This is a genomic window from Streptomyces sp. NPDC002788, assembly GCF_053592115.1.
On record NZ_JBSFVB010000003.1, the window covers coordinates 46,144 to 66,738 of the forward strand.

Sequence of the window (20,595 nt, forward strand, 5' to 3'; positions counted from 1 at the left end):
GGGCCGTCTACGGGCGGCGGATCGCGTCGGCGGCGGCCGTGGCGGCCGGGCCGGCGGCCAGCTCCGTCTCCAGCAGCTGCTTGCCGAGCAGCTCGGGGTCCGGGAGCTCCATCGGGTACTCGCCGTCGAAGCAGGCGCGGCACAGGTTCGGCTTGGCGATGGTGGTCGCCTCGATCATGCCGTCGATGGAGATGTAGGCCAGGGAGTCGGCGCCCAGCGAGGTGCCGATCTCCTCGATCGTCATGCCGTTGGCGATGAGCTCGGCGCGGGTGGCGAAGTCGATGCCGAAGAAGCAGGGCCACTTCACGGGCGGCGAGGAGATCCGGATGTGGACCTCGGCGGCGCCCGCCTCGCGGAGCATGCGGACCAGGGCCCGCTGGGTGTTGCCGCGCACGATCGAGTCGTCGACGACGACCAGGCGCTTGCCCTTGATGACTTCCTTCAGCGGGTTCAGCTTCAGGCGGATGCCCAGCTGGCGGATGGTCTGCGAGGGCTGGATGAACGTACGGCCGACGTAGGCGTTCTTCACCAGGCCGGCGCCGAACGGGATGCCGGAGGCCTCCGCGTAGCCGATCGCGGCGGGCGTGCCGGATTCCGGGGTCGCTATCACCAGGTCGGCCTCGACCGGGGCTTCCTTCGCCAGCTTGCGGCCCATCTCCACGCGGGAGAGGTACACGTTCCGGCCGGCGATGTCGGTGTCCGGGCGGGCCAGGTACACGTACTCGAAGACGCAGCCCTTGGGCTTCGCTTCCGCGAACCGGGAGGTGCGCAGGCCGTTCTCGTCGATGGCGACGAACTCGCCCGGCTCGATCTCGCGGACGTAAGCGGCGCCGCAGATGTCGAGGGCGGCGGACTCGGAGGCGACGACCCAGCCGCGCTCCAGCCGGCCGAGGACCAGCGGGCGGATGCCCTGCGGGTCACGGGCCGCGTAGAGGGTGTTCTCGTCCATGAAGACGAGGGAGAAGGCGCCCTTGACCTGCGGGAGGACGCTGTGGGCGGCCTTCTCGATGGTCAGCGGCTTGCCGTCCTCGTCCGTCTGCGCCGCGAGGAGCGCGGTGAGCAGGTCGGTGTCGTTGGTCGCCGCGACGCGCGGGGTGCGGCCGCCCTCCTGCTTGGGCAGGTCGGCGACCATCTCGGCGAGCTGGGCGGTGTTGACGAGGTTGCCGTTGTGGCCGAGTGCGATGGAGCCGTGCCCGGTGGCACGGAACGTCGGCTGGGCGTTCTCCCAGACGGAGGCGCCGGTGGTCGAGTAGCGGGCGTGTCCGACCGCGATGTGACCCTGGAGCGAACCGAGAGAGGTCTCGTCGAAGACCTGGGAGACCAGGCCCATGTCCTTGAAGACGAGGATCTGCGAGCCGTTGCTGACCGCGATTCCCGCGGATTCCTGGCCTCGATGCTGGAGGGCGTAGAGCCCGAAGTACGTGAGCTTGGCGACCTCTTCGCCCGGAGCCCAGACACCGAAGACGCCACAAGCGTCCTGGGGGCCCTTCTCGCCGGGGAGCAGGTCGTGGTTGAGTCGTCCGTCACCACGTGGCACGCCACCGAGTGTAGGCGAGGTCGTCCACTGGTCCGAATTGGGGATATCGGACTTTCCGGTGGATCACCGCTCGGCGACGGCTCGCACAAGGGTGCCGTTTTCGCTGGTCAGCGTAAGAGTTTGGTGATCGACTCCGTACTTCAGCTTCCCGTCGAAAAGTCGCAGCAGGGTCTTCTCGTCGGCCATGAGTGAGTCTTCGCACATCATGCGGGTCGTGGCCGGGGGGCCGAGGGTGATATGGCCGTCGCGGACGGTGGCCTTGGCGTTGACCTTGTTGCAGCCGAGGCTGCCGGAGACGGTGCCCTTCTTCGCGTCGAAGGTGAGGTGGGCGCGGCCGTCGGCCCGCGGGGTCGTGACGGTCCACTTGGTGCCGCTGAGCGGGGCGTCCTCGGCCTTGCTCAGGTGGACGGTGTCCCCCTTGCCGGTGGTGAGGGTGAGGCGGTCGCTCTTCACCCGCGCCTTGAGTTCCTGGTCCGAGAGGGCGCGGGCGAGGGTCTCCTCGAAGGCCATGGGCTTGTTCGCGCAGGCCATCTCGGTGGCCATGGTCTTGCCGAGCCGGACGCGGTCGCCGTCGACGGTGGCCTCGGCGCTGAAGTTGTTGCAGCCGAAGCTGCCCTCGGCCCGGCCGCTGTCGATGGTCACATGGGCGCCGGTGGGGGCCTTGTGGGTCTTGCCGCCGGCGGTGACGCTGTCCACGCTCCACCGCACACCGGTGACCGGCCTCTCGGCACCGACCGAGCCGCTGCCGCTGTCCGCCTTCTCACTGCCACAGGCCGCCATGAGCGGGACGAGCACGGCTGCGGCCGTCAGGGTCATGCGCTGCTTCTGCCTGTCCATGCCACTTCGACGGAGGACCCGGGGGGATCGGTTCCCCTTATGGCGATCGTTTCTTCTTCCGGGGCGGTGACTGGACCAGGAGTGGCAGGTAGGCCGACAGGTCCGCCCGCTCCCCGCTGGCGCTGACCTTGGCGTCCTGGAGCGCCTGCGTCCAGTCCAGCCGCCCGGTCGCCAGCCGGATCCAGGTCAGCGGGTCCGTCTCGACGACGTTGGGCGGGGTGCCCCGGGTGTGCCTCGGCCCCTCCACGCACTGCACCACCGCGTACGGCGGCACCCGTACCTCCGTCGAACCGCCCGGCGCCTTCGCGGCGAGGCCGTCGGCCAGCAGCCGGGTGCAGGCGGCCAGGGCCCGACGGTCGTGGGGGATGTCCAGGCCGGGAACGGCGGCGTTCAGGTCGTCGGTGTGGACGGCGAGTTCGACGGTGCGGGTGACCAGGTGGTCGGCGAGGGTCATGGCGCCCGTCGGCGCGGCGAGGAGGCGGGTGCCGGGGACGTCCGCGAGCTTCCCGGCGAGTCGCTCCTCGGTCCTGGCGTACAGGGTGCCGAGGTCGGGGTCGGCCTCGACGAGCTCCCGGGTGCCGTCGTCGACGTCGGCGGCGCGTGCGGCGGTGGCGAAGAACCAGTCGCTGAGGGTGAGCTCCGGCTTCACCGGCTCCTCGCGGTCGAGGTTGCGGCTGACGGTCTCCACCGCCATGGCCACGTGGGCCGCCAGCTCCCGGACCGTCCAGTCGCCGAGCCGGGTCGGCAGCGCCAGCTGCTCGGGAGTGAGGGTGTGGACGGCCTGCCGTACGTTCCCGAACTGGGCGAGTACGGCCGCGCGGATCTTGACGGGGTCGTAGCTGCGTGTGCGCTTCCTGGCCGGGGGCATGGGGGTCAGCCTAGGCCTGGCGGACGGCGGCGGGGGGGTGCCTCGAAGATCAGAGGTGGGCGACCACCAGGCCGATGAAGACCGGCTGCAGTCCCCGGAAGGCCGCCGTCTCGAGCTTGCGTGCGGACATCCTGTCCCCCGGCTGAGTCGCTTCTACGGACGTGACGTCGCCGGCGCCACGAGCAGCGGGACGATCCGCCCGGCGGCACCTCGTGGCGGCCCCGGCCGGTCGTGTGCAGCCGGCCCGTGCCGGTGAGCTGACGCAGGTGGTGGTAGATCTGGCCGGTCGTGCCGAGCTCGTCCAGCTCGGTGAGTTCAGCGGCGGTGCGCCGGCCGCCGAGGATCTCGCCGAGCAGCCGGAGCCGCACCGGGTGGCCGAGCGCCGTGAACGACTCGGCCGACGCCGTCCAGTCGCCCTCCAGCAGGTCCGCCGGACACGGCGAAGCCCCCGCCCGGACGGGGGCTTCGGAACGCTTGCTCACGCCAGCAGCGCCGGGATCGTCCCCTCGTGCGCCTCGCGCAGCTCGGACAGGGTGAGCGCGAACTCGCCCTGGACGTCCACCACCGCGTTTCCATCGGACTCGGCACCGTCGACGACACCGATACGGGTGGCCGGCAGGCCCCGCGCACCGCACATGTCGTGGAAGCGGACCTCCTCCGAGCGCGGTACGGCCACGAGCGCGCGGCCCGCCGACTCGGAGAACAGGAAGGTGAACGCGTCGAGCCCGTCCGGGACGATCAGCCGCGCGCCCTTGCCGCCGAGCAGCGCCGACTCGACCACGGCCTGGATCAGACCGCCGTCGGACAGGTCGTGCGCCGAGTCGATCATGCCGTCGCGGGAGGCCGAGATCAGGATCTCGGCGAGCAGCCGCTCGCGCTCCAGATCGACCTTGGGCGGCAGACCGCCGAGGTGGTCGTGCACGACCTGGGACCAGGCCGAGCCGCCGAACTCCTCGCGGGTGTCGCCGAGGAGGTAGAGCAGCTGGCCCTCCTCCTGGAAGGCGACCGGGGTGCGGCGGGCGACGTCGTCGATGACGCCCAGGACCGCGACGACCGGGGTCGGGTGGATGGCCGCCTCGCCCGTCTGGTTGTAGAGCGAGACGTTGCCGCCGGTCACCGGCGTGCCGAGCTGCTGGCAGGCGTCCGCCAGACCGCGTACGGCCTCCGCGAACTGCCACATCACCGCCGGGTCCTCGGGCGAACCGAAGTTCAGGCAGTCGGAGACGGCGAGCGGCTTGGCACCGGTGGTGGCGACGTTGCGGTACGCCTCCGCCAGGGCCAGCTGCGCGCCCGCGTACGGGTCGAGCTTGGCGTACCGGCCGTTGCCGTCCGTGGCGAGGGCCACGCCGAGGCCGGTCTCCTCGTCGATCCGGATCATGCCCGAGTCCTCGGGCTGGGCGAGGACGGTGTTGCCCTGCACGAAACGGTCGTACTGCGAGGTGATCCAGGACTTGGAGGCCTGGTTCGGGGAGGCCACCAGCTTCAGGACCTGGTCCTTCAGCTCCTCGGAGGTCCCCGGGCGCGGCAGCTTGTTCGCGTCGTCCGCCTGCAGGGCGTCCTGCCAGGACGGGCGGGCGTACGGGCGCTCGTAGACCGGGCCCTCGTGGGCGACCGTGCGCGGGTTGACGTCGACGATCTTCTCGCCGTGCCAGAAGATCTCCAGGCGGTCGCCGTCGGTCACCTCACCGATGACGGTGGCGATGACGTCCCACTTCTCGCAGATCTCCAGGAAGCGGTCGACCTTCTCCGGCTCGACGACCGCGCACATGCGCTCCTGCGACTCGCTCATGAGGATCTCCTCGGGCGAGAGCGTGGAGTCGCGCAGCGGGACGTCGTCCAGGGTGACGCGCATGCCGCCGGAGCCGTTCGAGGCGAGCTCGGAGGTGGCGCAGGACAGGCCGGCCGCGCCGAGGTCCTGGATGCCGACGACCAGCTTCTCCTTGAAGGCCTCCAGGGTGCACTCGATGAGGAGCTTCTCCTGGAAGGGGTCGCCGACCTGCACCGCGGGACGCTTCGAGGGCTTGGCGTCGTCGAAGGTCTCGGAGGCCAGGATCGAGGCGCCGCCGATGCCGTCGCCGCCGGTCCGGGCCCCGTAGAGGATGACCTTGTTGCCCGCGCCGGAGGCCTTCGCGAGGTGGATGTCCTCGTGCCGCATGACGCCGATGGCACCGGCGTTGACCAGCGGGTTGCCCTGGTAGCAGGAGTCGAAGACGACCTCGCCGCCGATGTTGGGCAGGCCCAGGCAGTTGCCGTAGCCGCCGATGCCGGCGACGACACCCGGCAGGACGCGCTTGGTGTCGGGGTGGTCGGCGGCGCCGAAGCGCAGCGGGTCGACGACCGCGACCGGGCGGGCGCCCATGGCGATGATGTCGCGGACGATGCCGCCGACACCGGTGGCCGCGCCCTGGTAGGGCTCGACGTACGACGGGTGGTTGTGCGACTCGACCTTGAAGGTGACCGCGTAACCCTGGCCGACGTCCACCACACCGGCGTTCTCGCCGATGCCGACCAGCATGGCGTCGTTCCGCGGTGCCTTCTCGCCGAACTGGCGCAGGTGCACCTTGCTGCTCTTGTACGAGCAGTGCTCCGACCACATCACCGAGTACATGGCGAGTTCGGCCCCGGTGGGCCGGCGGCCGAGGATCTCGACCACGCGCTCGTACTCGTCCTTCTTCAGGCCCAGTTCGGCCCAGGGCAGCTCGACGTCGGGGGTCGCGGCCGCGTGCTCGACCGTGTCCAGAGGCGTCCGGCTCATGCGTTGACCAGCTTCTTGAGGATCGAGGTGAAGAACGGGAGACCGTCGGTGCGGCCGGTGCCGACGAGGGGCTCCACGGCGTGCTCCGGGTGCGGCATCAGGCCCACGACGTTGCCGGTCTCGTTGGTGACACCGGCGATGTCGTTGTTCGAGCCGTTGGGGTTGACGTCCAGGTACCGGAAGGCGACCCGGCCCTCGGACTCCAGCTCGTCCAGCGTGTGCCGGTCGGCGACGTACTGCCCGTCGATGTTCTTCAGCGGGATGTGGATCTCCTGGCCGGCGGTGTAGTCGCTGGTCCAGGCCGTCTCGGCGTTCTCCACGCGCAGCTTCTGGTCACGGCAGACGAAGTGCAGGTGGTTGTTGCGCAGCATCGTGCCGGGCAGCAGGTGGGCCTCGGTGAGGATCTGGAACCCGTTGCAGATGCCGAGGACCGGAAGGCCGGCCTTCGCCTGCTCGATCAGCGGCTCCATGACCGGCGAGAAACGGGCGATGGCCCCGGCGCGCAGATAGTCGCCGTAGGAGAAACCACCGCACAGCACCACGGCGTCGACCTGCTTGAGGTCCTTGTCCTTGTGCCAGAGGGCGACAGGCTCGCCGCCCGCGACCCGGATCGCGCGCTGGGTGTCCCGGTCGTCCAGACTGCCCGGAAAAGTGACGACGCCAATACGAGCGGTCACTTCACGGCCTCCGCGACTTCCTCGACCCGGACGGTGAAGTCCTCGATCACGGTGTTCGCGAGGAAGGATTCCGCGAGATCGTGGATGCGGGCGAGGGCGGCCTCGTCGACCGGCCCGTCAACTTCCAGTTCGAAACGCTTTCCCTGGCGGACGTCCGAGATCCCGTCGAAACCCAGCCGCGGCAGTGCGCGCTGCACCGCCTGGCCCTGGGGGTCGAGGATCTCCGGCTTGAGCATGACGTCGACTACGACGCGTGCCACTGGCACTCCCGGTGTGTGGTGCTGAGCAGGTCCCTTCAGACTACCCGCACAAAATTTCTACGCGCGTCGACTTGTAGGAAACTACGTGACCGTCATCACGATCCGGCATCGAGCGGCACGTGGGCGAAATTTTCGGGAAAGATTCCGGATCGACACCCGAAACCTATTGCGTTCAGACACGCGGAAGGATTTAGTCGGGCTTCACCATGCATTGCCGGGCACTGTACAAATGAATTGGCACAGTGCCGCAAGAAGGGACCGATATTCGTGGCTCAGAAGGTCGTGGTCACTCTCTTTGACGACATCGACGGCTCGGAAGCGGCGGAAACGATCGCCTTCGGACTGGACGGCAAGTCGTACGAGATCGACCTGAGCGAGGTCAATGCCGGCGAACTGCGGAAGGCGCTCGCGCCCTTTGTGGAGGCCGGCCGCAAGCGGTCCCGCTCGGGCAAGGCGTACCGGCAGACGGAGGTCGCCCCCGACCCGTCGGCCGTGCGGGCCTGGGCCCAGGCCAACAAGATGGATGTCCCCGCGCGCGGGCGCATCCCCAAGAAGGTCTACGAGGCGTTCGCCGCCGCGCAGTGACGGCCCGTCGAGCACGGGCCGACGGCCGCTCATCCGCCCCTCACTGCAACCGACTTGCGCAGCACCCCTGCTGATCAGTTAGAGTTTGGAGCACGCCGAGGGGCGAGGCCGAAAGGCCCAGCTCACGGAACATGCGGGTGTAGTTCAGTAGTAGAACATCCCCCTTCCAGGGGGAAGGCGCAGTGTGCGATTCCTGTCACCCGCTCTGCATCGCCGTACCGGCCACTCTTGTGGATCAGGTAGGCTGGTGCCCGCACCGATCGGTGAGAGCCGATCGGGAGCATATGCGGACGTAGCTCAGTTGGTAGAGCGCAACCTTGCCAAGGTTGAGGTCGCGAGTTCGAGCCTCGTCGTCCGCTCGGGAATGAGACCCCGATCCATCAGGATCGGGGTCTTTTCATGTTGCCGAAGAGTCCCGGTCACCGAAGATCCGTGCTCGTCGAAGATCCGTCTGACATTTGTCATGCCGAGTGATGACAGCGCGCACTGCTCCCGGAGCCCGAGCGACGAGACGCTGAAGGCATGGAAACCAACGGACACGGACACGTGATTGAGGTCACTGACCTGCGGCGCGTGTACGGGGGCGGGTTCGAGGCGGTCCGCGGAATCAGCTTTTCCGTACGGTGCGGGGAGATCTTCGCCCTGCTGGGCACCAACGGCGCGGGCAAGACCTCGACCGTCGAGCTGCTGGAGGGACTCGCGGCACCGGCGGACGGCCGGGTGCGGGTCCTCGGACACGACCCGTACACCGACCGGGCCGTCGTACGGCCACGCACCGGCGTGATGCTCCAGGAAGGCGGCTTCCCGTCCGAGCTGACCGTCGCGGAGACCGCGCGGATGTGGGCGGGGTGCGTGAGCGGGGCCCGGCCCCCGGCGGAGGTCCTGGCCCTGGTCGGGCTGGAGGCGAAGGCCGGCATCCGGGTCAAGCAGTTGTCCGGCGGTCAGCGGCGCCGGCTCGATCTGGCACTCGCGCTGCTCGGTGACCCCGAGGTGCTCTTCCTGGACGAGCCGACCACCGGTCTGGACGCCGAAGGCCGCCGCGATACCTGGGAGTTGGTGAGCGCGCTGCGCGACGGCGGTACGACGGTGCTGCTGACCACGCACTATCTGGAGGAGGCCGAGAACCTCGCCGACCGGCTGGCGATCATGCACGAGGGCCGTATCGCCGCCACCGGGACCCCGGCCGAGGTGACCGCGGCGGAGCCCTCACGGATCTCCTTCGAGCTGCCCGAGGGCTATTTCGTCGGCGATCTCCCGCCGCTCGGCGAGCTGGGCGTGAGCGGGCACGAGGCCGACGGCCGGACCGTCCGGCTCCGCACCCACGAACTCCAGCGGGCCGCCACCGCACTGCTGACGTGGGCCGCACAGGCCCGGGTGGAACTGCGCCGCCTGGACGTGCGGTCGGCCTCCCTGGAGGAGGCGTTCCTCGGCATCTCCGAGAACACCTCCGCGGAACGGGCCAGGGCAATGGCGAGGAAGGAGTACGCGGCATGAGCGCCACGCACACGACGACCCGCCCGGCGCCGACGGCGACCACTCCACTGAGCCGGATGACGGCGCTCGCCCGTGCAGAGATGACCCTGCTCGGGCGCACCAAGGGCGCGCTCGTCGCCGCGCTGTTCGCCCCGCTCGTGCTGCCGGTCAGCACGTCCCAGTCGGCCAAGGAGATGGACCTCGCCGAAGTCGGTCTGGACACCGGCACGCTGGTCCTGCCCGCCGCGGTCGGCTTCTCCCTGCTGTTCGCCGTGTACTCGGTGCTCGTCGGTGTCTTCGTGGTCCGGCGTGAGGAACTCGTCCTCAAGCGGCTGCGCACCGGTGAGCCGCGGGACGTCGAGATCCTGGCCGGTTCCGCGCTGCCGGCCGTTCTCACCGGGCTCGTGCAGTGCCTGCTGCTGGCGGCGGGCTGCTCGGTCCTGCTGGATCTGTCCGCGCCGCCCGCGCCCCATCTGGCCGTCGCCGGCCTGCTGTCGGGGCTCGTGATGTGCGCCGCGCTGGCCGCCGCCACCGCGAGCTTCACCCGGACCGGCGAGAGCGCCCAGGTCACGCCCATGCCGCTGCTGCTCGTCTCGATGACGGGCTCCGGCATGTTCGTCCCGCTGGAGCTGCTGCCAGACCGGCTTGCCTCCGTCTGCGAACTGCTGCCCCTGACGCCCGTCGTGACCCTGGTGCGCGGCGGCTGGACCGGCGACCTGTCGGCGTACGAGGCGCTGGGCGCCCTCGCGACGGCGGTGGCCTGGACCCTCATCGCCGTGTTTGCTGTACGGCGGTGGTTCCGCTGGGAACCGCGGCGCTGACCGAAAGGGGAGGGACGGGCTGATGCGCGTGCCGGGCAGGTGGTGGCGGCGGAAGACCACGCCGGAGAAGGTCGAGACGTACACACGGTGGTCGTTGTATTTCTTCGCCGTGATGGAGTTCTTCTCCGTCGGGCTCACGTCCGTGGCCCCGCTGGGGCCCCGGCTGGGCGGTGCCGCCATGCTGGTGGTGGCCGTGCACGCCACCCTCTGCTTCGGGACCGTGTCGCGGGCGGTGGACTGGACGCGTGGCCGCAGGCCGCAGCCCACCGGGCTGCTGTGGACGCTGGCCGCCGTCACCGCCTCGATCGCCGCGGCCGGGATCGCCGTGGCCGAGCACGGACCCGACCGTGAGGGGGTCGACACCGCCGCGGGTGGAGTCTTCGGAGTCGTCCTGATCTTCGGTTCCGGCATCATCGCGCTCGGCGTCCGTGACCGGCGGCGCGCGTTCGCAATCGCGGGCGGCTTCGCGGCAGGCACCTGGAGTGTGTCGTTCGCGCTCGGTGCTTCCGCGTTCACGGCGCTCTTCACCGCGTTGCTCGTGCTGCTCGGCGGCACGTTCATGGCCTTCACGGCCGTCTTCTCCGTGTGGCTGCTCAACGCCGTGTACGAACTCGACGAAGCCCGCGAGACCCGGGCCCGGCTCGCCGTAGCCGAGGAGCGGCTGAGGTTCGGGCGGGATCTGCACGACGTCATGGGGCGGAACCTGGCCGTGATCGCGCTCAAGAGCGAGCTGGCCGTGCAGCTGGCCCAGCGGGGCCGGCCGGAGGCCGTGGCGCAGATGGTCGAGGTGCAGCGGCTCGCCCAGGAGTCGCAGCGGGAGGTACGCGAGGTCGTCCGCGGCTACCGCGAGGCCGACCTCGGGTCGGAACTCGCCGGTGCGCAAGGGGTACTGGCGGCGGCCGGCATCGACTGCACGGTCAGCGGGCGGGTCCCGGTGGGGCTGCCGGCCGGGGTGCAGTCCGCCCTGGGATGGGTGGTGCGGGAGGCCGCGACGAACGTCCTGCGGCACGGGGACGCGCGGCGGTGTGCGGTGCGGCTGGAGTTGCTGGAGGGGCGAATGGTGTTGTCCGTGGAGAACGACGGGGTCGCCGAGGGCAGGGACGGGACGTCCGGTTCATCCGGCTCGTCCGGCTCCGGACTCGCCGGACTGCGAGAACGGCTGGCGGAGATCGACGGGACGCTGGAGGCCGGGCCCGTGGGTCAGGGGTCGTTCCTGCTGACGGCGGAGATCGCGCTGCCGTCGGACTCCGTCCCCTCCGCCCCTGTCCCGACCGCCGCCGCTGCGCGCTCTGTGAGTGAGGTCATGCCATGACGGCCGGAGAAGCCGTGCGGCTGCTGCTCGCCGATGACGAGCACCTCATCCGGGGGGCGCTCGCCGCGCTGCTGTCGCTGGAGGACGACCTCATGGTCGTCGCCGAGGCGGCCACCGGGCCGGAGGCGCTGGCCATGGCCCGGGCGCACGAGCCCGATGTCGCCGTGCTGGATCTCCAGATGCCCGGCGCCGACGGTGTGAGGGTCGCCACATCCCTGCGCGCCGAGCTGCCCGGCTGCAAGGTGCTCATCGTGACCAGCCACGGGCGGCCGGGGCATCTGAAGCGGGCGCTGGCGGCCGGGGTGCGGGGGTTCGTGCCGAAGACCGTGAGCGCGCAGCGGCTCGCCGAGATCATCCGGACCGTGCACGCCGGGAACCGTTACGTCGACCCGGAGTTGGCCGCCGACGCGATCGCCGCCGGTGACTCGCCGCTGACCGCGCGGGAGGCGGAGGTGCTGGCACTCGCCGCCGACGGGGCGCCTGTCGCGGAGATCTCCGAGCGGGCCGCGCTGTCGCAGGGGACCGTGCGGAACTACCTGTCGTCGGCCGTGTCGAAGCTCGGGGCGGAGAACCGGCATGCGGCGGTACGGCTCGCGCGGGAGCGAGGTTGGGTATAGTGGTTTCCGCGCCACGGCGCATGCGAACGTAGCTCAGTTGGTAGAGCGCAACCTTGCCAAGGTTGAGGTCGCGAGTTCGAACCTCGTCGTTCGCTCCAGCGAGAAGCCCCCCGGTTCCGGCCGGGGGGCTTTTGCGTGCCCTACGACCAGCTCGTGCCGGTCAGGCGCTCGTACGCCTCCACGTACTTGGCGCGGGTGGCGTCGACGACCTGCTGCGGCAGCGCGGGCGGCGGCTGCTCGCTCCTGCGGTCCCAGCCGGACTCCGGCGAGGTCAGCCAGTCCCGGACGAACTGCTTGTCGTACGACGGCTGCGCCCTGCCCGGCTCCCACTGGTCGGCCGGCCAGAAGCGGGAGGAGTCCGCGGTGAGAACCTCGTCGGCGAGGACCAGGGAGTCGCCGTCGAAGCCGAACTCGAACTTGGTGTCCGCGAGGATGATTCCCCGTTCCCGGGCGATGTCACGGCCCCGGGAGTAGACGGCGAGGGTCGCCTGGCGCAGCCGGGCCGCGGTGTCCGCGCCGACCTGGCGGGCGACCTCCTCGTAGGAGACGTTCTCGTCGTGCTCGCCGACCTCGGCCTTGGTGGCCGGGGTGAAGATCGGGGCGGGCAGTTCGCTGCCGTCGGTCAGGCCCTCGGGGAGGGCGAGGCCGCAGACCGTGCGGGTCTCCTGGTACTCGGCGAGGCCCGAGCCGGTCAGGTAGCCGCGCGCCACGCACTCCACGGGAACCATCTGGAGCGACTTGCAGACGAGCGTGCGGCCCTCCCAGTCGGCGGGGGCGCCGGCGGGCAGCTCGGTGCTCAGGACGTGGTTGGGGATCAGGTCGGCGAGCCGGTCGAACCACCACAGGGAGAGCTGCGTGAGCACCCGGCCCTTGTCGGGGATCTCGGTCGGCAGCACCCAGTCGTACGCGGAGATGCGGTCGCTGGCGACCATCACGAGGTCGCCCGCCTCGTTGCGGTACAGCTCGCGCACCTTGCCGGTGTGCAGATGCACCAGGCCCGGAACCTGGATCGGCTCGGGCTTTTCGACGAATCCGGACACGGTTCCTCCCCGTGGTTCTGTCCAAGTGGCTCGATTCTCCCGTATGGGAGCTTGATCACGGACAGCGGGTCAGTCGCGTTTGCAGATGCGGTCCAGGAGGTTTGCGGTGGCACGCTGGATACGGCTGTCTACGTGGCCGGGGCGGTCCAGGGCCGGGGACCAGGCGAACGTTCCGGCTGCGAAGACCCAGGCGCCCGAGGGCGCGCGGTAGAGGGATGTCTCCTGGTGGCGGAGGGTACCCCCCTTGTCGGTGTACGGGGAGTGGGCGAGCAGCACACGCTCCTCGTGCTCGGGCAGCGGGGTGCGCGGGAAGTAGCGGTCGGCCTCGCCCGCCACCAGGTTCTCGATCTCGTCCCCCTCGTGCGCCCCGGTGGCCTCCCACAGCCAGTGCCCGGCGTTGCGCACGATCAGCGGATGCGGCTCGGGAACGGGCCCGGCGTACTGGATGCCGATGAGCTGCTGCTCGGCCCGGTCGATCTCCCGCCACAGCACCGGCTTGCCCGGGCCCCTGCGCTTGCGGCAGGTCAACAGGCGGTCGGGGACGCCGGAGGGGGAGGGGCCCAGCTCCACCTGCCAGTACATGGAGTTGGCGGAGAGGAAGACGAGCGAGGTGCCGGCGTCACGGGCGACCTCCACGGTCCGGCGCATGTCGGCCGACCAGTACTCGTCGTGGCCCGGGAAGACCAGGCCTCGGTAGTGGGTGGGGTCGACGCGGCCCGCGTGCAGATCCGAGGCATGGGCGTAGGCGACGTCGTAGCCGTAGCGCTCGGCCCAGCGGATGAAGTCGTAGGCGTGGCCCACGTGCATGGGAAGGCCGGCGCCCGCGTACGGACGGTCGAAGGAGACCGTGGTGGCGGCTCCGGACTCGCCCAGCAGCCGGCCCTGCTCGTCCCAGGCGTGGTAGAGGCTCGCGCCGGTGCGGCCGTCCTCCGGATAGAGGTTGTACGCCTGCCAGGTCACGTCGGGCAGGACCAGCAGCAGGTCCGCGGGCTGGTCGTGGCGGACCGTGAAGGGGACGTGGGAGCGGTAGCCGCCGACGGTGGTGAGGACGGCGACGTACGCGCCGATGTTCCAGTACGACGGGACCTGGAGGCGCCAGGACAGCCACCAGTGGTGGCAGGAGACCGTACGGTCCGCGGTGAGCGGTGGCGGCTGGACGATGCCGGGCAGGCGCGGGCTGGTGGTGATCTTCGCTGCGCCGTCACCGCCGTAGTGGCCGATGCGGTAGATGTCGACGCTGAACTCCTGGGGCGGGTCGACGGTGATGTGGAAGTCGATGGCCTCGCCGGGCGCGACCGCACCGGCGGAGGTGAAGCCCTTGATCTGGCGGTGCACGTCGTCGGCCGCGCGGGGGCCGGCGACGTGCATGCCCTTCTTCGACGCGTGGGGCGTCTCCTGGTCCGCGTACCAGGAGACGACCTGGCCGGTGTCGCCGAAGTACGTCACGCTGCCGCGCAGCCACGGAACGGGGCCTTGCGCGAAGGGATCCGTCACGGCGTGCGCCAGTGCTCCCGACTCCCAGCGGCGATTCTGCTCCGAACCCATGGTGGCTTCCCCTCCCCTTGGCCCCCGTGATCGTGCCGTGCCGGTGCGGTGTGTGCGTCTTCTCGCGGTGGGTGCGGCGGTCGTGCCTATGTGCTTGTCGTATTCCGCAAGCCCTTGCCATGCGCGTGAACGGTTCAAGCACATCACATGACACGCACACTTCGTCACGGTTCGTTTTGAATTGGCCAGAAGTGGAAGCCGACGTTCCGCAGTCGGCCTGCGGGGGTCAGGCGAGCCGGACCGGCTTCTCCGGGCGTATTCCCAGCTCGGCCAGCCAGGCGCGCAGGGGGGCGGCGTCACCGTCCTCGATCAGGGTGAGGACCTTGGGCGCGAGGTCGGCGGTGCGCGCGCCGTCGACGAGCAGGGTCGGGCCGTCCAGCCAGTCCAGGCCGGGCGTCGCACCGGCGGTGTCCATCGCGGCGCAGCAGACCATCGCCGTGAGGTGGTCGGCGAGCAGTTCGCGGGCCGTGCGCGGGGGCTGGAGGGGGAAGAGGGGCAGGGCCCGGTCGTCCCAGAGGGCGGCGGGATCGGGGGCGGGGGTGCCGTGGGGCGGGGTGGCCGGTGTGCCCGGGGAGGGGGTTGCGGAGGCCGCGTCGGCGGTCGAGGCCTCCTCGCGGGCCAGCTCGGCGCGGAGGCGGGCGGCGAGGGTGGCGCTGCGGGGGGTCGTGTCGGAGAGGTCCTCGTCGTCGGTGCCCGCTGTTGTGCCGGTGTCTCCCTGCAGGGGGGTGTCGGCTCCGCCTGCTCTGTAGCCGGTGGTCTCGGGCGCGGGCCCTGCGGCGTCGGTTCTGTGGCCGGCGAGGCCGGCACCGGGGTCGGCGACGCCGGCTGCGGGCCCGGCGGGGGCGGCCGGCCAGGCGGGGTCCGTGTCCGTGAGGTGGTCGAGGACGCGGGACAGGGTCGGGGCGCCGGCGGCCGGGGCCGTGGCCGGGCGGACGCCCATGGCGTTCAGGACGCGGTGGAGCCGGGCGGCGTCGATACGCCACTTGCGGTCCACGACCTCCTCCGGATACTCGCTCCAGTCCACCGGCGACCAGTCGGGCCCGGCGGGGCCGCCGTGGAAGAGGCGGGCGGCGAGGAGGGAGGCGGACTCGTCGATCGCGCCCGGTTCCTCGAGCAGGTCGCAGGCGGGCCGCTCGCCGAGCCGGGACGCGAAGCCCTCGGCCAGGCGGTCGCGCCGGGACAGCTCCGTGAGCGCCGCGACGACGCCGGCGTCCAGCCGGGAGGGCCAGCGGCCCATCCGCCAGGCCGGCAGCGCGACCCGGGTCAGCAGCCGGTCCCAGCCCGCGTACGCCAGGCCCACCTGCTCCTGGGCGACGATCCGCAGCCCGTAATCCACAGCCTGTGCACGCTCCGCTGCCGCGGCCGCCACGCCCCGCTCCATCTCTGCGGCGTGCCCACGGCAGCTGCGCAGCAGCAGGCGGGCCACCCAGCCGACCCCGGCGAGCACCGCCCGCGACACCGGATCACGGCGGGGCGCCGAGGCCACGGCCACCGCCGCGTCCAGGCCCCGGACGAAACGACGGGCGGCGGCTATGTCCGGGTGGGCGGAGGGGCCCGTACCGGCGACGACCGGGGCGAGGACCGCGCGCAGCTCGCCGACCCGCATCCACCACAGGAACGGGGAGCCGATGACGAGGACCGGCGCGACGGGGTGCCGGCCGTGAGCCTGCTTCCCCGCACCCGCTACGTCGTCGTGCTCCTCGGCCGGCGGCGGTCCGTGGGCCGGATGTGTACGGTCCTCAAGCCAGCTGTCGCAGTCCGGGGTGAGCGCTATCGCGGAGGGCGCGGGGACGTCGAGGCGGTCGGCGAGGTCGCGCACCATCCGGTACAGATCGGGGGCCGCCTCCTCGATGATCGGGACCGTCGGGCTCATCGCCGGCCGGGCCCGGGCGACGACCAGGGCGACCCCGGCGGCGGCCAGCAGCACGAGGACCGCGACCGGGGTCAGGACCCAGCGGGCCGCGTCCCAGACGGGGCCCTCGAGACGGTCGCCGACGGCGCCCGCGAGCAGGATCACGGCGACGGCGGCCGGCAGCAGGGCGACGGCCAGGGCCCGGCTGCGGATGCGCAGCACGACCAGTGCCCGTGCCCGCGCGGCCTGCGCGCCTGCTTCCACACTCATTCCGGTCACGACCGACCTCACCCCCTCCCCGTTGACCTGACGCTTCCCTTGCTCACTCCCCCACTGTGGCACCCGCCCCTGACATCGCAATGCCGGTGGGCCAAGTGCCGGAACGCTTGCGCCGCACCCTAGTTGGGGCTCCGCCCCCCGTCAGCCGGATAGGGCATCGGTCACTCGATGGAATGGCTTTGGGGAGAGGTGGCTGACGGACCGCGCGGATCAGGCACCCGGCGGACCGAAAACCTCAGGCCCCGGATCCTGAGACGGATCCGGGGCCTGATGGGTTCATCGGCGGCGGGGTGGTTCAGGGTGATTTCCCTGCTCCGCGCGGGCCGCGCGGGTCGGTTACGCGCTTGCCGCCTTCGCGGCGATGTCCGTGCGGTGCTGGGAGCCGTCGAGGCGGATGCGGCCGACGGCCGTGTAGGCGCGGTCGCGGGCCTCGGTGAGGTCCTTGCCGGTGGCCGTGACGGACAGGACGCGGCCGCCCGCGCTGACGATCGCGTCGCCGTCCCGCTTGGTGCCGGCGTGCAGCACGTAGGCGTGCGGGGCGTCCTGGACGGCGACCTCGTCGAGACCGGTGATCGGGTCGCCGGTGCGCGGGGTGCCGGGGTAGTTGTGCGAGGCGACGACGACGGTGACGGCCGCGTCGTCGCTCCAGCGCAGCGGCTCCAGGTGGGCGAGGTTGCCGGTGGCGGCAGCCATCAGGAGACCGGCCAGGGGGGTCTTCAGCCGGGCCAGGACGACCTGGGTCTCGGGGTCGCCGAAGCGGGCGTTGAACTCGATCACGCGGACGCCGCGGGAGGTGATCGCCAGACCGGCGTAGAGCAGGCCGGAGAACGGCGTGCCGCGCCGCTGCATCTCGTCCACGGTCGGCTGCAGCACGGTCTGCAGCACCTCGTCGACCAGCTTCGGGTCGGCCCACGGCAGCGGGGAGTACGCGCCCATGCCGCCGGTGTTCGGGCCCTCGTCGCCGTTCAGCGCGCGTTTGAAGTCCTGGGCGGGCTGGAGCGGTACGACCGTCTCGCCGTCGGTGACGGCGAAGAGGGAGACCTCGGGGCCGTCGAGGTACTCCTCGATGACCACGCGCCCGCAGGCCGCCGCGTGGGCCCTGGCCGCCTCGATGTCGTCGGTGACGACGACGCCCTTGCCGGCGGCCAGCCCGTCGTCCTTCACCACGTAGGGAGCGCCGAAGGCGTCGAGAGCCGCGTCGGCCTCCTCCGCCGTCGTGCAGACGTACGACCGTGCCGTGGGCACTCCGGCCGCCGCCATCACGTCCTTCGCGAAGGCCTTGGAGCCTTCGAGCTGCGCGGCCAGGCCGGACGGGCCGAACACCGGGATGCCCGCCTCGCGCACGGCGTCGGCGACACCGGCGACCAGCGGTGCCTCCGGACCGACGACCACGAGCTCCGCACCGAGCCGCGCGGCCAGCGCGGTGACGGCGGCACCGTCCAGGGCGTCGACCTGGTGCAGCTCGGCGACCTCGGCGATGCCGGCGTTGCCGGGGGCGCAGTGCAGCGCCGTGACATCGGGGTCGTGGGACAGGGAGTGGCACAGGGCGTGTTCGCGGGCGCCGCTGCCGATGACGAGGACCTTCACGGGGGTCAGCCTAACCGGAGACAGCCGGTTCTCTTTGTGCGGGCTGCCGAGGGAGAGGGAGATCTCGAGCTGGAGGTTCCTCCGACAAGGTCCCGCTCCTCAGGGCCCGTGCTACTCGTTCGTGAACTCTTCCACCACCGTCGCCCCCAGCTCCCGGACGATCAGCTCCTGGCCGGAGAGGGCCGACTCGTCGAGGTCCGGGTCGTCGTCCTCGGGGATGTCCTCCTCGACGGAGACGTGCCGGGGCGCCGGGGAGGAGGGCTGGGGGGCGGGGGACGGGGGCGCGGGGGCCGGCGCGGGGGCGGGGGGCCCGGACTGCGGGGCGGGGGTGGCCGGGGCCGTCGACTGGGCCGGGGCGGGACGCTGGGCGGTCGCCGTACCTCCGCCGCCGGAGGGGTAGCCGCCACCGCCGTAACCGCCGGAGCCGGTGGCGGGGCCTCCGTGGCCGCCTTGACCGCCGCCGAAGCCGGCCGGGCCGCCCGGCGCCGGGGGCGCGGAGCCGCCTGAGGGGTCGACGATCGCCTCGATCTTCCACTGGACGTTGAACTGCTCGCCCAGGGCCTGGCGCAGCACGTCCTCACTGCCGCTGCTCAGGAAGTTGTCCCGCGCTCCGGCGTTCACGAAGCCGAGTTGGAGGGTCGTGCCGTCGAAGCCGGCCACCTGGGCGTTCTGGCTGAGCAGGATCCAGGTGAAGCGGCGGCGGTTCTTGACCGCTTCCAGGATGTTCGGCCAGAGCATGCGGGGGTCCAGGCCGCCGGCCGGGGGCGAGGTGGGTGCGGGAGCTGCCGGGGGCTGCGGCGCGGACGGGGTGGCCGATGGCGCAGCGCTGGGCGGGGGGGCGCTGGGCGCGGGGGCGCTCGCTGACGGGGTGCTCGATGCGGGTGCGCCCGGGGCGGGCGAGGGCCAGCCGCCGGGGCGGCGGCCACTGCCGGCGGACGCGGCTGTGGGCCAGGCGCCGGGGGCCGGGGCGGAGGGGGCCGGTGGCTGGGGCGCCTGGGCGGGCTGGGCGGGTCCGCTTCCGGTGCCGGGGCTGGAGGCGGCAGGGGCCTCGACGGGGGCGCTGGGAGCAGTCGGGGCGTGCTCCTGGGGCGTACCGGCCCCGGACGGCGGCGCGCCCTGGCCCGCCGCCGCAGGGGCGTGCCCCGCCGCAGCCGTCGTACCACCGCCGGGGCCGCCACTGCCCGGGCCGCCGGGACCGCCGGGACCGCCGCCGCTCACGGCACCGGGCGCTCCGGAAGGCCGTACCGCCGCCCGGGCCGCTGCCGGGCCGCCGCCGGGCGGGACCGACGGGGCGGCCTGCGCGTGAACCTCGGGCCCGGGCACGTATCCCATGGCGGGCATGGCGGGCGAACCCGCGGCGGAGAAGTGCACGCCGCGCTCGATCCGGTCCAGGCGGGCCATGACGGACCGCTCGTCGCCGTAGGCGGCGGGAAGCATGACGCGGGCGCAGATCAGTTCGAGCTGGAGACGGGGCGAGTTGGCGCCGCGCATCTCGGTCAAGCCCTCGTTGACCAGATCGGCGGCCCGGCTCAGCTCCGCGGGGCCGAAGGTGCCGGCCTGGGCCTGCATGCGCTCGACTACATCGGCGGGGGCGTCGATGAGCCCCTTCTCGGCGGCGTCCGGAACGGCGGCGAGGATCACCAGGTCACGCAGCCGCTCCAGCAGGTCGGCGACGAAACGACGGGGATCGTTCCCGCCCTCGATCACCCGGTCGACGACCTCGAAGGCGGCAGCCCCGTCACCCGTGGCGAAGGCCTCGACCACGGAGTCGAGGAGCGAGGACTCGGTGTAGCCCAGCAGGGAGGTGGCCATGGCATACGTCACACCGCCCGCGGTGGCACCGGCGAGCAGCTGGTCCATGACGGACATCGAGTCACGCACGGAGCCGGCGCCGGCGCGCACGACGAGCGGGAACACCCCGTCCTCGACCGGGATGTTCTCCTTCTGGCACACCTCGGCGAGGTAGTCCCGGAGGGTGCCGGGCGGCACGAGCCGGAAGGGGTAGTGATGGGTCCGGGACCGGATGGTCCCGATGACCTTCTCGGGCTCGGTGGTCGCGAAGATGAACTTGAGGTGCTCCGGCGGCTCCTCGACGACCTTCAGCAGCGCGTTGAATCCAGCCGACGTGACCATGTGGGCCTCGTCGATGATGTAGATCTTGTACCGGCTGCCGGCGGGCCCGAAGAAGGCCTTTTCGCGCAGGTCACGGGCGTCGTCCACGCCTCCGTGGGAAGCAGCGTCGATCTCGATGACGTCGATGGAGCCGGGGCCGTTGCGCGCGAGGTCCTGACAGGACTGGCACGCGCCGCACGGCGTGGGCGTGGGCCCCTGCTCGCAGTTCAGGCAGCGGGCCAGGATCCGCGCACTGGTCGTCTTGCCACAGCCGCGCGGCCCGCTGAAGAGGTACGCGTGGTTGACCCGGTTGTTGCGCAGCGCCTGCTGCAACGGGTCGGTGACATGCTCCTGCCCGATGACCTCGGCGAAGGTCTCCGGACGGTAGCGGCGGTACAGAGCGAGAGACGACACGCATACGAGGTTATAGGCGCCCAC

16 protein-coding genes, 3 tRNA genes and 1 pseudogene are annotated in these 20,595 nt (G+C 71.7%); 8 read left to right on the forward strand and 12 right to left on the reverse strand.

The annotated features are described in order from the left end of the window. Nucleotides 1-7 precede the first annotated feature (7 nt). The 7 genes and pseudogenes from purF to purS form a co-directional block, all read right to left on the reverse strand. The gene (gene purF / locus ACWD1U_RS06825; protein WP_451105107.1) at nt 8-1,537 is read right to left on the reverse strand and encodes an amidophosphoribosyltransferase; all 1,530 of its coding nucleotides are present in this window, start codon (nt 1,535-1,537) and stop codon (nt 8-10) included. A gap of 63 nt (nt 1,538-1,600) precedes the next feature. Then, nucleotides 1,601-2,374 carry an META domain-containing protein gene (locus ACWD1U_RS06830; RefSeq protein ID WP_451105108.1) on the reverse strand — a complete coding sequence of 258 codons (774 nt, stop codon included), beginning with the start codon at nt 2,372-2,374 and terminating at the stop codon, nt 1,601-1,603. A 37-nt stretch (nt 2,375-2,411) separates the two neighbouring features. Next, nucleotides 2,412-3,242 carry a sterol carrier family protein gene (locus ACWD1U_RS06835; protein WP_451105110.1) on the reverse strand — a complete coding sequence of 277 codons (831 nt, stop codon included), beginning with the start codon at nt 3,240-3,242 and terminating at the stop codon, nt 2,412-2,414. Between the two features lie 153 nt (nt 3,243-3,395). Then, a pseudogene (locus ACWD1U_RS06840) lies at nt 3,396-3,667 on the reverse strand (ArsR/SmtB family transcription factor); the annotation flags it as partial. 53 nt (nt 3,668-3,720) lie between these two features. After that, nucleotides 3,721-5,997, reverse strand: a complete 2,277-nt coding sequence (gene purL, locus ACWD1U_RS06845) for a phosphoribosylformylglycinamidine synthase subunit PurL (RefSeq protein ID WP_451105112.1) — start codon at nt 5,995-5,997, stop codon at nt 3,721-3,723. Further along, the gene (purQ, locus tag ACWD1U_RS06850) at nt 5,994-6,674 is read right to left on the reverse strand and encodes a phosphoribosylformylglycinamidine synthase subunit PurQ (protein WP_451105113.1); all 681 of its coding nucleotides are present in this window, start codon (nt 6,672-6,674) and stop codon (nt 5,994-5,996) included. The genes purL and purQ overlap by 4 nt, the downstream gene beginning before the upstream one ends. Further along, nucleotides 6,671-6,934, reverse strand: coding sequence for a phosphoribosylformylglycinamidine synthase subunit PurS (purS, locus tag ACWD1U_RS06855; protein ID WP_030251612.1), 264 nt, complete (start codon nt 6,932-6,934; stop codon nt 6,671-6,673). Before purS ends, purQ begins: the two co-directional genes overlap by 4 nt. Nucleotides 6,935-7,201: 267 nt before the next feature. Between purS and ACWD1U_RS06860 the strand changes: the two genes are divergently transcribed. The 8 genes from ACWD1U_RS06860 to ACWD1U_RS06895 all read left to right on the forward strand — a co-directional run bounded on the left by ACWD1U_RS06860 (nt 7,202) and on the right by ACWD1U_RS06895 (nt 11,840). Beyond that, nucleotides 7,202-7,519, forward strand: a complete 318-nt coding sequence (locus tag ACWD1U_RS06860; protein ID WP_451105116.1) for a histone-like nucleoid-structuring protein Lsr2 — start codon at nt 7,202-7,204, stop codon at nt 7,517-7,519. 133 nt (nt 7,520-7,652) lie between these two features. Next, nucleotides 7,653-7,724: transfer RNA gene (locus ACWD1U_RS06865), tRNA-Gly, on the forward strand. A gap of 81 nt (nt 7,725-7,805) precedes the next feature. Continuing rightward, nucleotides 7,806-7,878: transfer RNA gene (locus ACWD1U_RS06870), tRNA-Gly, on the forward strand. A gap of 163 nt (nt 7,879-8,041) precedes the next feature. After that, nucleotides 8,042-9,013 carry an ABC transporter ATP-binding protein gene (locus tag ACWD1U_RS06875; RefSeq protein WP_451105118.1) on the forward strand — a complete coding sequence of 324 codons (972 nt, stop codon included), beginning with the start codon at nt 8,042-8,044 and terminating at the stop codon, nt 9,011-9,013. Next, on the forward strand, nt 9,010-9,813 hold the full coding sequence (locus ACWD1U_RS06880; RefSeq protein WP_451105120.1) for an ABC transporter permease: 804 nt from the start codon (nt 9,010-9,012) through the stop codon (nt 9,811-9,813). The genes ACWD1U_RS06875 and ACWD1U_RS06880 overlap by 4 nt, the downstream gene beginning before the upstream one ends. A 22-nt stretch (nt 9,814-9,835) precedes the next feature. Continuing rightward, entirely contained in the window at nt 9,836-11,125 is a 1,290-nt protein-coding gene (locus ACWD1U_RS06885; RefSeq protein WP_451105122.1) for a sensor histidine kinase, read from the forward strand. Beyond that, complete coding sequence (locus tag ACWD1U_RS06890) at nt 11,122-11,742, forward strand: response regulator (protein WP_451105124.1); 621 nt, start codon at nt 11,122-11,124, stop codon at nt 11,740-11,742. Before ACWD1U_RS06885 ends, ACWD1U_RS06890 begins: the two co-directional genes overlap by 4 nt. Nucleotides 11,743-11,764: 22 nt before the next feature. Then, nucleotides 11,765-11,840 (forward strand) — tRNA-Gly (locus ACWD1U_RS06895). A 42-nt stretch (nt 11,841-11,882) separates the two neighbouring features. Here ACWD1U_RS06895 and ACWD1U_RS06900 read toward each other — a convergent pair. The 5 genes from ACWD1U_RS06900 to ACWD1U_RS06920 form a co-directional block, all read right to left on the reverse strand. Next, on the reverse strand, nt 11,883-12,782 hold the full coding sequence (locus ACWD1U_RS06900) for a phosphoribosylaminoimidazolesuccinocarboxamide synthase (RefSeq protein ID WP_451105126.1): 900 nt from the start codon (nt 12,780-12,782) through the stop codon (nt 11,883-11,885). A gap of 69 nt (nt 12,783-12,851) precedes the next feature. Continuing rightward, entirely contained in the window at nt 12,852-14,327 is a 1,476-nt protein-coding gene (locus ACWD1U_RS06905) for a N,N-dimethylformamidase beta subunit family domain-containing protein (protein ID WP_451105127.1), read from the reverse strand. 226 nt (nt 14,328-14,553) lie between these two features. Continuing rightward, the gene (locus ACWD1U_RS06910) at nt 14,554-16,449 is read right to left on the reverse strand and encodes a hypothetical protein (protein ID WP_451105129.1); all 1,896 of its coding nucleotides are present in this window, start codon (nt 16,447-16,449) and stop codon (nt 14,554-14,556) included. Nucleotides 16,450-16,794: 345 nt separating this feature from the next. Continuing rightward, on the reverse strand, nt 16,795-18,045 hold the full coding sequence (gene purD, locus ACWD1U_RS06915; protein ID WP_451105131.1) for a phosphoribosylamine--glycine ligase: 1,251 nt from the start codon (nt 18,043-18,045) through the stop codon (nt 16,795-16,797). Between the two features lie 111 nt (nt 18,046-18,156). Beyond that, nucleotides 18,157-20,571, reverse strand: coding sequence for a DNA polymerase III subunit gamma and tau (locus ACWD1U_RS06920; protein ID WP_451105132.1), 2,415 nt, complete (start codon nt 20,569-20,571; stop codon nt 18,157-18,159). Nucleotides 20,572-20,595: the final 24 nt, after the last annotated feature.